This window comes from Terrirhizobium terrae, from assembly GCF_030323265.1.
Lineage (GTDB): Bacteria > Pseudomonadota > Alphaproteobacteria > Rhizobiales > Rhizobiaceae > Neorhizobium.
Genome location: NZ_CP104990.1, coordinates 471,181 through 486,275, shown reverse-complemented (window position 1 = coordinate 486,275; position 15,095 = coordinate 471,181). Strand labels below are relative to the sequence as shown.

Below are 15,095 nucleotides of genomic sequence, written 5' to 3'. Positions count from 1 at the left end.
TGGTATGATCGTCGCGTTGCGGACCGCATCGATATAGAGGCTCGGGTTGCTCAGCGTCCGGATCGTCGTGTCCATATACTGGATTGCCGAATTCGCCTGAACCGTCAGCGCCAGGGTGAGCGCCAGAAGGAACATGACCGGCACGATCTCGATAACGAGAACGCGGGGAACCGTTCCTTCAAGTGAGGTCCAGAAGGTGCGGATGCCGGCGCGGGTCATCGAGATGAGTGCAGCGACGCCGGAGAGGATCACCAAAATGATCAACGTCCAAACGGCCGTGGTAGGCGGCACACCGATTGCTCCGGTGCCCATCATCGCCGACAGCATGGCGAATTTTGCGATAAATCCGGAAAGCGGCGGCAGGCCGGAAAGCAAGATGGCGCACATGGCAAAGCAGGTGCCGAGGATCGCCATCGTGCCCGGCATCGTCACACCGTCACCTTCTTCCGGCTCGTCCTCATCGGCATCGCCATAGGCTTCCATGGTGACAGCAAGAACGTTAGCGCCGGCGTCCTGGCTGCGTTCGACCAGCTCGATCAGCATGAAGAATGCCGAAATCGTCAGCGTCGAGCTAACGAGATAAAGAAGCGCACCCGATGACACCGCGCCATCGTTGATGCCGAGCACCATGAGCAACGTGCCGGATGACACGAGCACAGAAAAACCGGCAAGCCTGCCAAGCGCCTGGGAGGCGAGCACGCCGATTGTGCCAAAGATGAGCGTCGCAAGCCCGCCGTAAAGCAGGAAAGTCGACCCGAAGCCCGCGGACGGACCGCTGTCGAATAGCAGCATGGTCAGCCGCAGGATGACGTAGATGCCGAGCTTGCTGAGAATAGCGAAGATGCCTGCGACAGGTGCGGAAGCGGCGCTATAGGCTGTTGGCAGCCAGAAGCAGAGTGGCCACATGCCGGCCTTGATCAGGAAGGCGATGCCGAGCACTCCCGCACCGGCTTCCATCAGCATGCGCCGGTCCGGCTCGATCTCCGGAATACGGGCGGCGAGGTCGGCCATATTGAGCGTGCCGGCCGTGCCGTAGATCAGGCTGACGCCGATCAGGAACAGGAGTGCGGCCGCAAGGTTCACCGCGATGTAGTGCATTCCCGCCTTGACGCGCAGCGGGCCCGATCCGTGCAGCAGAAGGCCGTAGGAAGCAGCCAGCATGACTTCGAAGAAGACGAAGAGGTTGAATAGGTCACCCGTGAGGAAGGCCCCATTAACGCCCATCAGAAGGAGCTGGAACATCGAATGGAAATGCGCACCCATCGCATGCCATCGCGCCAGCGAATAAACAAGGGACGCAACCGCCAGGATAGCGGTCAGGAGCAACATCAGGGCCGAGAGGCCGTCCAGTACGAGCACGATGCCAAAAGGAGCCGACCAGTTGCCGAGAAGATAGACGCCCTCATAATCGTTTGGGCCACTTTCGATGCGGAAGAGGATGACTGCCACTGCTAAGAGAAGGAGCACCGACACGAAGCCGACCATCGCTTTGGCGACGCGTCGACGCTCCTCTATGAAAAGCAGGATTGCCGCCGCCGCAAGTGGGATCAAAATCGGCGCGATGATCAGGTGATGCGACCACTCTGTCATCGCTTCTCTCCCCGTCCATCGACATGGTCGGTGCCGGTCAGGCCGCGCGAGGCCAGGAGGACAACCAGAAACAGGGCTGTCGTGGCGAAACCGATGACGATAGCCGTCAGAACCAGTGCCTGCGGTACGGGGTCGGCGAGCCTTGATGCCACAGCCCCATCCGTCAGGATCGGCGGCACGTTGGTCTTCACGCCGCCGACACCGAAGATGAACAAATTGACGGCATAGGACAGCATCGAGAGGCCAATGATGACTTGGTACGTGCGGGGGCGCAGGATGAGCCACACGCCGCAGCTGGTCATGACGCCGATGGCGATGGAAAGGATGATTTCCATTAGTCGTCCCTCCCCTTTTCAGCTTCGATCGAACGAAGACGATTGATACGGATCGATTGGTGGGCGAGCGCGACGAGGATGAGGACCGTCGAGCCGACGACCAACAGGAAAACACCGAGATCGAAAAGCAGAGCAGTCGCCGCCGGCACCTTGCCGATCAGCGGGATCGGCAAATACTGGAAATGCGAAGTCAGGAACGGGTAGCCGAAGAACCAGGCGCCAATGCCGGTCATGGTCGCGGCCAGAAGGCCGAGCCCCATCCACCACAGAGGCAGGATGCGGATGCGATCCTCTGCCCACCGCGTGCCACCTGCCAGATATTGCAGAAGGAAGGCGATCGACATGGTCAGGCCGGCCGAAAACCCGCCGCCCGGAAGATCATGGCCGCGCATGAAGATATAGACCGCGAAGGTGATAATGACCGGGAACATCCATTGCATAATGATCGACGGCACGAGCAGATAGTCACGCACCGTATCGCCGGCGGTGCGGTCCTCATGCTCCTCGTCAAAGCGGTTCTGGATGCGCTGCTGTTCTGGCATATCCATGCTGTCGGGAGCTGGACGGAAACGCCTGAGAAGAGCATAGACGGTCAGCGCCACGACGCCGAGGACGGCGATCTCTCCCAGCGTGTCGAAACCGCGGAAATCGACGAGAATGACGTTGACGACGTTGCGGCCACCTCCCTCGGAATAGGCGTTCTCCAGGAAATAGTTGGCGATCGCGTCGGGAACCGGCATTGTCATCACGGCATAGGAGATGAAGGTCATCCCGATGCCGCAGACGACAGCAAGCAGAAGATCTCGGAACCGGCGAAAGCGAGCGCGAAGGGTGACGGATTCGTCCATCTGCTCGGTGCGCTTCGGCAGCCAGCGCAATCCAAGCAGAATAAGGACGGTGGTCACGATCTCCACGAGAAGCTGGGTAATGGCAAGATCCGGTGCCGACAGCCAGACGAATGTCGTGCAGACGATCAAACCGATGCCGCCGAGCATGATGAGAGCGGCGAGACGATGATATTTCGCCAGATAGGCAGTCCCGACCGCCAGGCATATGCCAATCAACCAGAGGCCGGCGAACGCTTTGTCGACACCGGAAAAGACGAAGGAACGCGGCTCAAAGCCTGACAGCCAGAGCGGCAGCAAACCTGCCATGAAACCGGTAAACACCACCCAGCGCAGCTGTGGTTGCAGCTTGCGCGTCCCGATCCGCTGTTCAGCAAGGCGCGCCCAGCGCCATGAAACCTCGACCAGAATGCGTTCAAAGATGCGCTGCCCCCTCAATCGACGGAGAACCGGAGGGCCATCCTCGCAGGTCGCGAGATAGTGGCGCAGTGCCACATAGAGCAGTGTGCCGGTCACGAGTGCGACAAGGCTCATGATCAACGGTAGATTGAAGCCATGCCAGATCGAGAGACTGTATTCGGGCGTGTCGGTGCCCAGCACGCTGACGACAGCCGTATGAAGGAATGGGCCGACCGACAGGGCTGGTGCGATGCCGACGATGAGGCAGATCACCACCAGCAGCTCGATCGGGAAACGCATCCAGTGCGGCGGCTCGTGCGGTGTGTCCTTCGGCAGGTTCGTCGGCGAGCGGCCGAAAAAGACCGTGTGAATGAAGCGCAACGAATAGGCGACACTGAACGCACCAGCGAGCGTTGCTACATAGGGAAGAATACGGTCGAGGATCGAATCTGCATGAGTTTCGACCGCTTCGGCGAAGAACATCTCCTTCGAGAGGAAGCCGTTGAGCAGTGGAACGCCAGCCATGGCGGCACTTGCGACCATCGCCAGCGTCGCAGTAATCGGCATGTAACGGAACAGCCCGCTCAATCGCCGCATGTCTCGCGTGCCGGTCTCGTGATCGATGATCCCAGCCGCCATGAAGAGCGATGCCTTGAAGGTCGCATGGTTCAGCATGTGGAAGATCGCAGCGACCGTGGCGAGCGGGCTTCCGAGACTGAGCAGCGTGGTGATCAGGCCTAGATGGCTGATCGTCGAATAGGCGAGCAGCCCCTTCAGATCCTGCTGGAAGATCGCGAAATAGGCGCCGATCATCAAGGTCAGGATGCCGGCTGCACCGAGAATAAAGAACCATTCGTAGGTCCCCGACAGCGCGGGCGAAAACCGGGCGAGCAGAAAGACGCCCGCCTTCACCATCGTCGCCGAGTGCAGGAATGCCGATACCGGTGTAGGCGCCGCCATCGCGTTCGGCAGCCAGAAATGGAACGGGAACTGGGCGCTCTTCGTCAGCGCGCCGAGCAGTACGAAGATGAGCGCCGGCAAGTAGAGCGAATGCCCGCGAATGAGATCGCCCGAAGCGAGAATCTTGTCGAGATCATAGCTGCCGACAATGTTGCCGATGAGCAGCAGGCCGATGAGCAGACAGAAGCCACCGACCCCCGTAATCGTCAACGCCATACGGGCGCCATCGCGCGCCGCCGCCGAGTTGTGCCAGTAGCTGATCAACAGGAAGGACGAGATGCTCGTCAGTTCCCAGAAGACCGAGAGAAGGATGACATTGCCTGACAGGACGATGCCAAGCATTGCCCCCATGAAAGCGAGAAAGAAGGAGAAGAATCGCGGAACCGGATCCTCTTCGGACATGTAGTAGCGGGCGTAGACAGTGACGAGAAAGCCAATACCGGTGATCAGGACGCAGAACATCCACGCAAAACCATCCAGCCTCAATGCAAAGTCGAGGCCGAGTTGCGGTATCCACTCAACTTGGTAGCGCATGACGTTGCCATCAACGACCTGCGGATATGCCAGAACGACGATTGTGAGGCAGCCGCCTGCAATGACTGAGGCAAGCCGAGAAGGCAACGCTGTGGAGGCCGTACTCAGCAGGAAGGCAGACAGGATACTTCCAATAAACGGCAGGGCCAGCAGAAGAAGCAAGAATTCCGGCGCCAGCGTTATCCCAATGTCCTGTCCCTTCCCTGGCTTGACCCTTGCCGTCCGTGCTTGAAAGCTCCCACTAGCCAAGCATCAGAAAGTGCCATATATGATTGATGTCGGCCAATATGGGTGATTTGGAATTATGGGTCAAGCAGATCAGGCAAAGATTCTGACCCCGGCGCTATGTCGCGCAGGCCGTGGCTTTCTCGATTGGACGCAATGCGATCTGGCTGATCGTTCGGGCGTTTCTCGCAGCACGATCAGGGATTACGAGGGCGCTCGGCACGAGGCTCATCGCTCGACGGAGGCTCAATTGCGAAGAGCTCTCGAGGAAGGCGGCCTTGCCTTCGTATCAATCGAGGGCGAGGGCATAGCTATCTGTTCGAAGGAAAGGCCCGAAGGCACTGCAACCTAAGGCCGGACACACCGCGACGTCTGCCTTTATACACGCGTCGGGAAGCAATCCCGGCCTCCGATGGCCGTGACGCGTCTGTCTCTGGTGAGCTGAAGACCGGTTGGGATGCATTCGCCTGGCTCCTCGGGCATTGCGGTAAGCATGCTTGCCCTGCATTACGAGCTCGAACCCTTACTATGTCTGCTGCAGAGTTCGATGGGCGATACACTTAAGGGGGCAGCCAGCAAGACTATCGGTCTCAGGAGCTTGAAGCTGCCTCCTCTGTCGAGCCCGGCTCTCATTGGTCAGGAAAAGCAAGCGGAACGAGCGTTTGCTAATCTATCAATGAGTCTCCCCTTCCGAACGCCCAGCGTCGTGCGGCCGTACCTGACCCGGGCCGCTAGGTTGGCAGTCAAGCAGCGTCCTGTCCCAATTGCCCAAATCGGCGGCTGCCTCGTAGGACGAGGACAGAAAAGCCATTAACGCTTCGTCCGGGTCAGATGCTGACTGCACAGCGGCATAGGGCAAAATAAACTCTGAAAAGTCATCATGCCAGAATGCGGCGTCCGGTTGGACCGGCGCAGATCGAAAGGCAGGGGGCGTCGGATAGGCGTAAGCATAGAAAGCCGGGTAGTCGACGCCACCTCCACCCGGCCAGAAGCCCGCCGAAGAGACCTCGCGATCATAAGCTTCCTGCGTGATTTCATCAGGCAAAGCTGGGACTCCACCTGGATGGAGAGGTGCACGCCTCCCTGAAAAACGGGTCACAGCGAGATCAAAGCTACCCCAGAACAAATGGACGGGACTGGACTTGCCGAGAAAGGACGTGCGGAACGAGTTGAACACCCCGTCGATCTGAATCAGGGCGAGATGAAAACGTCGAACTGCATCACGATCATAAGGCCGGCTACGATGGTCTTCCTCAAAGGGTACGGGATCCGGCACTTCGTTCGGCTGACCGCCGAGGATGGGAGCACCACCAAGCTCGTTGATCAACCTGACAAAGCTGGCATGGAACGCCGCAACGGTCGTCGGCTGAAGCTGGAAAGATGCGCTATGTCCGTCGCCGGTCGTTCCGATGACCTTGTGATCGTGGAGGTCGAAAAGGATTTCGATACCAGAACCGTCGGGGATCATCGACGATGTCAGTCCGCGAGGTGAGACATAGAAGGTCGCATTCCAGGAATGATTGAGCCAGGGAGTGCGAGCGAGCCGATACTTGCCGGCGATCTGGAGATAAAGATGCAGCGCGGAGCATGTCTCCTGCCAATTGCGATAGTCGAGTTCAGGCCAGTTATTGCTCATACCTAAATCCTTTCCGCACAGAAATTCGAACACTATACGTGTCTCAAATCTTCCAAGTCCCTCCTCGCACCGGCGATAATATGGCCAGGGTCATCTGATTGGGGAATAGCCTCGCCGTATTTAAGCAAGTCCGAGTTCAAGCCGGCGCACACTTAAGCGCCGCACCACCCACCAGTCGAAGCACGTTGTTATAATGATGGCGCGCTTCCATTGTCACCCAGCGCGTCAGCTTGTCTGTAAGCAAGATTAGAAAGATGGCCCAACGCTGTTCAAGTTCCCGAACCAGTTCTGCACTTTCCAGCCGGCTCGCTTGCGAAAGGCATTCCATTCATCAGAAATATATCGGACTGCTCATGGCATCGGTATCGGCAATCCGCTCCCATACAGGCCATTGTGGCTCAGGCCCATTTCGACGAAGGCACAAACAGTCATCTGATCCTCCAATCGCTTTGGGCAATCGATCACAGAAACCATGACCATTAAAGTTCACGCGCGGCCTTCACGGTCTTATCGATCACTGTCGACCATCGCGTGAACCTTATCAATTACGAAATTGTTTGCACTGCCTCAGCCGAAGGCTCGACTGCTATCGCGATCTTTCCTTGTACACCATTGTTGGGTGTTTCCAGCCGAGCATGGGCGAGCGGAATGTCGGCAAGCGAATAGACGGCGCCTACATGCGGCCGCAGCTGGCCACGTTCTACCAATGTGCTCAGCTCATCGAGCTTGCCGCGATTCTGCCGCGTGAAAACGAAGTGAAAACTTGCGTTCTTGCCCCATGCTTCGATGAGGTTCTGCGGCTGTGCGATGTCGACGATCGAGACAACGCGACCGAGCTGTGCGAGCGCGTCCGGACTGCGGGACAAAGCATCGCCGCCGATGGTGTCGAACACGACGTCAACGCCTCTGCCATCTGTTTCCCGCATAATGGCGTCGACATAATCTTCTTTCCGATAGTCGATGACGACATCCGCGCCGATACTGCGTGCGAATTCGAAGTTGTCTTCGCGCACCGTCGTGAACACCCTGGCGCCGATGGCCTTCGCGACCTGGATGGCCACATGGCCGACCCCGCCCGCGCCGCCATGGATCAGGATGCTCTCTCCCACTCTGAGAGCCACCCGCCCGACCAGAGCCTCCCACACCGTACCGCCGACAAGGCTGAGACTTGCCGCTCTCGAGATGGCTGAGCGAGGAGGGCTTCCTTGCGACGATGTTTTCGTTCGCTACATGGTATTCGGCATAACTTCCGGGACCATCAAATATCTGCGGTGTGTACCAGACCTCGTCTCCCGGCGAAAATGCCGTTACGCCCCGGCCGACGGCTTCGACAACACCGGAAACGTCATGGCCGGTAATCGCCGGCAAAGGCACCAGGTCACGATAGTCGCCGCGCCGGACCTGGTAATCCAGAGGGTTGATCGATGTTGCATGGACCCGCACCAGGACTTGCCCGGCATCCGGGGCCGGCTTTGGCACGTCGCGAAGTTCGAACGCTTCCGGGCCACCAAAAGACTTGAGGGTCATCGCTTTCATTTTGCACATCCTTATTTCGTTAAACAGGAATATCGGGAAATATCGATATTCTGAGATAAAAATTACAGATCCTTGCCGATGATCTCGGCGAGGGCACGGATGGTTGCTTCATTCCGCTTGTAGTAGGTCCACTGACCAATGCGCCTGGCTTCCACCAGGCCCGCACGCTGCAGGGTTGCAAGATAATCGGAGACCGTCGACTGCGACAGCCCGACGCCTTCCTGAATACTGCTGACGCAGACCCCCACCGTATGAACGTCACCTTCATCCTGTGGAGGGAAGTTCTTCGCGGGATCCTTCAGGCCTTTCACGATTTCAAGACGTGTCCGGTTTGAGAGGGCTTTGAATATCTCGAGCAATTCCATGGGCCGTATATATCGACGTTTCCCGATATGTCAATGCGGCCCGATTCAACCTAGCGGAATCTGAGGATCCGGTTTGCAATGAGAGCGAAACTCGAACAGCTATCAGATTCCGACAGGCAGAGGTCGCTTACATTCACCTTTTGCCTTATCGCGCTCTCTCAAGTTTCGGCGACACTCGCATGGTCTGCAACCTTTCTGAGACCGGCACCACCGGAGCAACTTTGTGGACACCTAGCCCATCGTTTCGTCTGGGCATGTTTGCTCGAAAGATTGATTTCCGTGATGTGCATCTGACGGGGTGTGCTTTCCAAGCGCTTGGAAGAATTAGTCGCTTCGCAATGTCCTCATAGACAAGCCCGTTACAGCAGACCGACCTTTCCAGTTCAGGAACCAGTGGTAGCACCCTGAACGCAGCAAGACATTTCAACGGAGCCATCTTATCACGCCGGCAATTCGCTGTTTCAATCGTCGCAAGCGCCGCAAGCTACATTAAGGATTGAACGTATGCCAAGAAACCAATTGCAGAGAAATGCAATGAGAAAACGTTTTCTCATTTGACTGAAGACTAAGGAAAAGGTTTTCTCATGCTTGAGGATGGAGGGAACCTTGGACATCAGGCGCACCCGCGTGACCATACATGACGTCGCCCGAAAGGCAGGAGTCAGTGTATCGACAGTGTCGAAGGCGTTGAATGGCAGCGGGCGCATGAGCGATGCAACCCGAAACCTCGTCAAGGCGATCGCCGCGGAGACCGGGTTTCGTCCGAACGCGCTGGCACGAAGCCTGCTGTCCAGCCGCAGCTTCACTGTCGGCCTGCTTACCAACGATACATACGGGCGTTTCACCCTGCCCCTGATGTCCGGGATATCTGAAGAGCTCGTAGATAGGGGCGTTTCAGTCTTCCTTTGCGCGATCGAGGACAATCCCGATCTCGCGAGGATCCACGTCGACGCCATGATGGACAAACAGGTGGACGGGATCATCGCTACTGGCAAGCGCATCGACAGCTCTCTTCCAGTCGATCTGAGCGGCCTCCCTGTCCCGGTTGTCTACGCATTCACGCGCGGTCTCGAAGGCAGCGTCGTGTTGACCAGCGATGACGCGCAGGGGGCGAAGCTTGCGGTCCAGCGCCTCGCCGCGGTTGGGCGAACCCGGTTGCTCCACATCACCGGGCCTGAGGATTTTGCTGCTGCCGTGGACCGGGCGCAAGCCTTCTCGCTGACCGCCGGGCCCGAAGCACCTGTTCTCTTCGGTTCCTGGAGCGAGGAATGGGGTTATGAAGCTGTCATGCGCATCTGGAACAGTGGATGCGAGAGGCCTGACGGCATCTTCTGCGGAAACGATCAGATCGCACGCGGTGTCGTCGATGCAGTCAAGGAGCGCGGGGCACGGGTGCCGGAAGACGTCTCCGTAATCGGCTTCGACAATTGGGAGATTTTCGCGGCACAGACCCGGCCTGGGCTCACCACGATCGACATGAATCTCAAAGAGCTCGGGCGGATCGCGGGAAGAACCGTACTCGATCTTGCCGAAGGCAGGCCTGTCGAGGCCGGTTATTACAGACATCCATGCAAGCTTGTCGTTCGCAGATCATGCGGAGGAAGCGACTAGCCTATCTAGCCAGGAGGACGCGGTTTCGGCCGTCAAAAAAGGAGGAGGAAATGATGTTCAAGAGGAAGTTCATCGCGACGGCTCTCGCCACGATATTCGTGTCGTCGTTCGCCCATGCAGACACGATCAACATGTGGGTCCGGTCCGGCAGCGGCGGGGCGCCTTCCAAGCCGTCATAGATGCCTATAATGCCAAGGGCGGTGACAAAGTTGAGTTGACCGTTATTCCTACCGATCAGATGGTCCAGAAATACGCGACAGCCGTTGCAGGCGGCCAGGCCCCTGACGCTATTTCGATCGACATCGTCTATAACCCTGCCTTTGCTGCGGCGGGCCAGCTTGAGGACATGACTGAATTCGCAAGAGCGCTGCCCTATTTCAATTCTCTTGCTCCCGCCCACGTAAAGGCTGGCACCTACGAGGATCATGTCTACGGCCTGCCGCTACTCGTCGAGACCTCGGTTTTTGTCTGGAACAAGAACCTCTATAAGCAGGCAGGCCTCGATCCGGATAAGGCTCCGGCCACATGGGAGGAGATCGCTGCCAATGCTGAAAAAATCGGCAAGCTCGGCGATGGGAACTCTGGCTTCTACTTCTCCGGCGGCGGCTGTGGTGGCTGCATGATCTTCACGTTCGGCCCGCTCGTGTGGGGCGCCGGAGCTGACATCATCTCCGATGAGGGAAAGACGGCCACGCTGGACACACCTCAAATGAGGAAGGCGGTGGAATATTATCGCGGCATGGTCGCATCGGGTGCGGTGCCAGCAAGTGCGGCGACGGACAACGGCGTCGACTTCCTGAAGTTTTTGGGCAACAAGGTCGGCCAGCAGAGCTTGGGCGCCTTCGGCATCGGCCAGATCATCACCCAGCACCCCGAGATAGATTTCGGTGTGATGCCGATCCCGAGCGTCGATGGCAAACCGACTTCCTTTGCGGGAGGTGACAACATCATCATCACCCAGGGCACGCCGCGAGTTCAGCAGATCGAGAAATTCCTCGACTATGTCTATTCGGAGGAAGGCCAGCGGATCATGGCGGAAAAAGGCAGTTTGCCGACCCGCACAGACATAGCCGAAAAGGTTCTCAAGGGGCAGGATCCCAGGATTCTTGTGGCGGCAGAAGCAATCAAGGTAGCGCAGACACCCTACACTGTGCAGTTCAACGATCTGATCAACAGCCCGAACAGTCCGTGGTCGATCTTCATCAACGCTGCGATGTTCGGCGATGATGTCGACGGCGCAATTGAAAATGCCCAGGCCGAAATGCAGTCGATCATCGACAGCGCCCAGTAGTGTCGCCGGGCCGCACCCTTGTGGCGTGCGGCCCCCGTCCGGAAAATCGAGATCCGAAATGACATCCCAAATCAACTCGCCATCTGCACCCCGCAGGCGGCGGCGGAGAGGAACTGGCGCGGTCTGCTCTACATCGCGCCGGCGATCATCCTCGTGACGGTCTTCTTCGTCCTGCCGCTGGTCTTCACAATCTGGATGAGCCTGCACCGCTGGCCGCTGATGGGCGCTCCGCGATGGATAGGCCTCGGGAACTATATGCGCATGTTCAGCGACAGCCGCTTCTGGTCATCGCTCGAGTTCACCGCCTATTACACCGGGATCGTGACTATCGCGATCTTCGCGGTTGCGTTTCCCCTCGCCTTCTTCGTCGACAGACCACGCAAGTTCGTATCCGTTTATCGGACGATCATCTTCCTTCCGGTCGTGATCGGTCTTGCGTCCGCTTCACTCCTTTGGGTGTGGCTCGCAAACGTCGACAGCGGTCTGTTCTCGCCTCTGTTCCAGATGATCGGCCTGACCGAGGGGAGACGCAACTTACTGGCCACCTTCGACGCCGCGTTCCTGACCATCGTCGTCATGGTCGTCTGGAAGATTGCCGGCTTCACCATGATCATCTTACTGACGGGGCTCCAGGGCATTCCCGCCGAACTCACGGAAGCAGCACGGATCGATGGTGCTCGGGCCTGGCAGCGCTTCCGCCATCTGACGCTCCCCCTGATGCGGCGGACAATGGCGCTGGCGCTGATCCTATCGGTGACGGGCTCGGTTCTTGCCTTCGACCAGTTTTACATCATGACCAGCGGAGGCCCCCAGAACAAGATGATCTCTGTCGTCTACTACATCTTCAACCAGTCCTTCGTTTCCTTCAATCTCGGTTACGGGGCAGCGGTCTCGATCGCGCTACTGGTCATTCTGCTCCTGCTTAGCATCATCCAACTATGGCTGCTCCGGGTCGGGGAGGATCGTCCATGACAGCAAGGCAGACACAGAGAGCACGTCGGAACCTACGGCATGCGACCGCCTATCACGTCGCCGGTGCGGCCATCATCCTGTTCTTCCTCGCACCGCTCGCCATGACCTTGCTCGCCTCCTTCAGGCCGCGTTCTGAGACGGCAATGCCTCCAATTCCACCGTGGCCGTCTTCCGACATAAGCGTGGACGCGTACAGGACACTAGACAGTTTCGGTGCCGGCATATGGCAGCACATGTTCAACTCGCTCTTTGTCGCGATCGCCACCGTGGTGGTAACCGTCGTCGTCAGCATCCTCGCGGGCTATGGTTTCTCGCGGTACCGCTTCCTTTCAAGAACGCGTTGTTCATCCTGATCATCGCGACCCTAATGATACCGTTTCAGTCCATCCTGACACCGCTCTTCATCATCCTGTCGCGTATGGGCCTAAACAACTCTCTGATCGGGCTGACTCTTGTCTATGTGACACTCCAGCTGCCGTTCTCTGTCTTCATGATGCGGAACGCCTTTGATGCTGTTCCGAAGGAGATCGAGGAGGCAGCCAGGATCGACGGCGCCCGCGATCTGCGCCTTCTCGTGCGTGTCCTCTTTCCGCTCGTCCTTCCCGGCGCAGTGACGGTCGCGATCTTCGCCTTCCTCAATGCCTGGAACGAATTTTTCGCAGCACTCGTGCTGATGTCCAGTACCGAGAAATTCACTCTCCCCGTTCTCATGACCGCCGTCCGTTCATCGCGGATGGGGGCGATAGATTGGGGCGCGGTTCAGGCCGGTGTCATCGTTATGGTGATCCCCTGCCTCGTCGTATTCCTTCTTCTGCAACGCTTCTACATGCGCGGCCTGATGGCCGGTGCGGTCAAGTAATCCCAAGGAGACTTTTGAAATGACGACTCCCAACAAGAGCCTGTTCCGCCCGGTTGCCGTTCCCGACGTGAAGGTCGATGGATTTTGGGGCAAATGGCAAGACGCCGTCTGCGACGAGACGGCTGCCATCCTGCTGGACCGCTGCGAGAAGGCTGGCATGATCCAGGCGATCGACGTAGATCAGGAGAGCCCGGGCATCGTGATCCCTATCGACGAGAAGTGGACGGGATCGACCCAGATGTTCTGGGACTCCGACCTCGGGAAGTCCATCGAGACGATCGCCTACTCGCTCTATCGCAAGCCTAACCCCGACCTAGAGGCCCGGGCGGACGCGATCATCGACATGTATGAGAAGCTCCAGCAGGAAGATGGCTACGTGAATGCGTGGTTCCAGCGCGTGCAGCCGGGCCGCCGCTGGCTGAACCTGCGCGATCATCACGAACTCTATTGCGCTGGCCACCTCATGGAAGCTGCAGTTGCCTATTATCAGGCAACGGGGAAACGGAAACTTCTCGATGTGATGTGCCGGTATGCCGATCACATGATCAACGTGTTTGGCCACAACGAAGGACAGATTCCGGGATACTGCGGGCATCAGGAAGTCGAACTGGCCCTCGTCAAGCTCGCCCGAGTGACTGGAGAGCAGAAGTATCTCGATCTATCGAAGTTCTTCATCGACGAACGCGGACGGGATCCACATTTCTTCACCGACGAGGCTCTCCGTGACGGCCGCGATCCTGCCGTCTACCATCACAAGACCTACGAATACAGTCAGGCCCATCTCCCGGTGCGCGAGCAGAAGAAGGTGGTCGGCCACGCGGTGCGCGCGATGTACATGTATTCCGGCATGGCCGACGTCGCGGCCGAGTTCCACGATGACAGCCTGACGGATGCACTGGAGGGGCTATGGGACGACCTGACCCTCAAACAGATGTACGTTACGGGCGGCATCGGCCCCGCTGCTTACAATGAAGGCTTCACCGAATACTACGATCTGCCGAACGACACGGCCTATGCCGAGACCTGCGCTTCCGTCGGCCTCGTGTTCTGGGCAGCCCGGATGCTCGGCCGCGGGCCGAACCGCCGGTATGCCGACATCATGGAGCAGGCGCTCTACAACGGTGCACTCACCGGGCTAGCGTTAGATGGCAAGTCGTTCTTCTACGACAATCCGCTGGAGAGCACTGGCAAGCATCATCGCTGGACTTGGCATCGGTGCCCGTGCTGCCCGCCGAACATCGCCCGACTCGTCGCATCCGTCGGATCCTATATGTACGCGGTTGCCGAGAACGAGATCGCCGTTCACCTCTACGGGAAGAGCACCGTTGCGGCCACCCTTGGCGGTAGCAAGGTCAAGCTGTCTCAGACGACCGACTATCCGTGGAGCGGCGACATCCGGATCGACATCGTCTGCGAACCAGCCGAGGAGTTCGGTATCGCACTCAGGATACCTGAATGGGCGGCCGACGCATCTTTGCGGGTCAATGGAGCAGATGTTGATGTTTCTGCAGAGATCGTCGACGGCTATGTCCGGCTTCGCCGCAACTGGAGGACAGGTGATGTAGTCGAACTTCAGCTTCCCATGGAGCTGCGCTCGAACTACGCTTCGCCCAAGGTCCGCCAGGATGCGGGACGTGTCGCCCTCGCTCGCGGCCCCCTGATCTACTGTGTAGAGGAAACAGACAACGGTAGTGACCTGAACGCACTCATCGTTCCTGCCAAACTGTCTGCTGCGAGAACAAAGAAAATCAGCGAACTCAACGAGGCCCTGGCCATCGAAATTGATGTTGCACGCGAGCAGTCAGACGGCTGGAAGAGCCTCTATCGCAATCGACCCGCGGAGCGCGCGGCTACGACGGCGACACTCGTCCCCTATCATCTATGGGACAACCGCGAGCCTGGAGCGATGCTCGTCTGGCTCCAGTCGGAAGGCTGAT

General features: G+C 58.3%; 6 protein-coding genes and 5 pseudogenes. 5 read left to right on the top strand and 6 right to left on the bottom strand.

Annotated features, from left to right (window positions below):
- Window positions 1-3: 3 nt before the first annotated feature.
- The 6 genes and pseudogenes from N7E02_RS02270 to N7E02_RS02245 form a co-directional block, all read right to left on the bottom strand.
- Window positions 4-1,590 (bottom strand): annotated as a pseudogene (locus tag N7E02_RS02270) (monovalent cation/H+ antiporter subunit D); the annotation flags it as partial.
- Window positions 1,587-1,925, bottom strand: a complete 339-nt coding sequence (locus tag N7E02_RS02265) for a Na+/H+ antiporter subunit C (protein ID WP_286577894.1) — start codon at window positions 1,923-1,925, stop codon at window positions 1,587-1,589. The pseudogene N7E02_RS02270 and the gene N7E02_RS02265, both read right to left, overlap by 4 nt.
- Window positions 1,925-4,825 carry a monovalent cation/H+ antiporter subunit A gene (locus tag N7E02_RS02260; protein ID WP_374730603.1) on the bottom strand — a complete coding sequence of 967 codons (2,901 nt, stop codon included), beginning with the start codon at window positions 4,823-4,825 and terminating at the stop codon, window positions 1,925-1,927. The genes N7E02_RS02265 and N7E02_RS02260 overlap by 1 nt, the downstream gene beginning before the upstream one ends.
- A gap of 736 nt (window positions 4,826-5,561) precedes the next feature.
- Window positions 5,562-6,524, bottom strand: a complete 963-nt coding sequence (locus N7E02_RS02255) for a DUF5996 family protein (protein ID WP_286577893.1) — start codon at window positions 6,522-6,524, stop codon at window positions 5,562-5,564.
- A 545-nt stretch (window positions 6,525-7,069) separates the two neighbouring features.
- Window positions 7,070-8,060, bottom strand: a pseudogene (locus tag N7E02_RS02250) (zinc-dependent alcohol dehydrogenase family protein).
- 62 nt (window positions 8,061-8,122) lie between these two features.
- Window positions 8,123-8,425: an ArsR/SmtB family transcription factor gene (locus tag N7E02_RS02245; protein ID WP_286577892.1), complete on the bottom strand. Its 303-nt coding sequence runs from the start codon at window positions 8,423-8,425 to the stop codon at window positions 8,123-8,125.
- 594 nt (window positions 8,426-9,019) lie between these two features.
- On the opposite strand from N7E02_RS02245, the gene N7E02_RS02240 reads away from it, so the two are divergent.
- The 5 genes and pseudogenes from N7E02_RS02240 to N7E02_RS02220 all read left to right on the top strand — a co-directional run bounded on the left by N7E02_RS02240 (window position 9,020) and on the right by N7E02_RS02220 (window position 15,094).
- Window positions 9,020-10,036 (top strand): LacI family DNA-binding transcriptional regulator, encoded by a 1,017-nt coding sequence (locus N7E02_RS02240; protein WP_286577891.1) that lies wholly within the window; start codon window positions 9,020-9,022, stop codon window positions 10,034-10,036.
- A gap of 53 nt (window positions 10,037-10,089) precedes the next feature.
- A pseudogene (locus N7E02_RS02235) lies at window positions 10,090-11,327 on the top strand (ABC transporter substrate-binding protein).
- 58 nt (window positions 11,328-11,385) lie between these two features.
- A pseudogene (locus N7E02_RS02230) lies at window positions 11,386-12,299 on the top strand (carbohydrate ABC transporter permease).
- Window positions 12,296-13,158 (top strand): annotated as a pseudogene (locus N7E02_RS02225) (carbohydrate ABC transporter permease). The pseudogenes N7E02_RS02230 and N7E02_RS02225 overlap by 4 nt, the downstream one beginning before the upstream one ends.
- Window positions 13,159-13,177: 19 nt before the next feature.
- Window positions 13,178-15,094 carry a glycoside hydrolase family 127 protein gene (locus N7E02_RS02220; RefSeq protein ID WP_286578406.1) on the top strand — a complete coding sequence of 639 codons (1,917 nt, stop codon included), beginning with the start codon at window positions 13,178-13,180 and terminating at the stop codon, window positions 15,092-15,094.
- The last annotated feature ends 1 nt before the right edge of the window (window position 15,095 follow it).

Excerpts from the sequence above, each read along its gene's own strand:
- N7E02_RS02245 (WP_286577892.1), bottom strand. The coding sequence starts at position 8,425 with ATGGAATTGCTCGAGATATTCAAAGCCCTCTCAAACCGGACACGTCTT.
- N7E02_RS02220 (WP_286578406.1), top strand. The coding sequence starts at position 13,178 with ATGACGACTCCCAACAAGAGCCTGTTCCGCCCGGTTGCCGTTCCCGAC.
- N7E02_RS02240 (WP_286577891.1), top strand. The coding sequence starts at position 9,020 with ATGGAGGGAACCTTGGACATCAGGCGCACCCGCGTGACCATACATGAC.
- N7E02_RS02265 (WP_286577894.1), bottom strand. The coding sequence starts at position 1,925 with ATGGAAATCATCCTTTCCATCGCCATCGGCGTCATGACCAGCTGCGGC.
- N7E02_RS02255 (WP_286577893.1), bottom strand. The coding sequence starts at position 6,524 with ATGAGCAATAACTGGCCTGAACTCGACTATCGCAATTGGCAGGAGACA.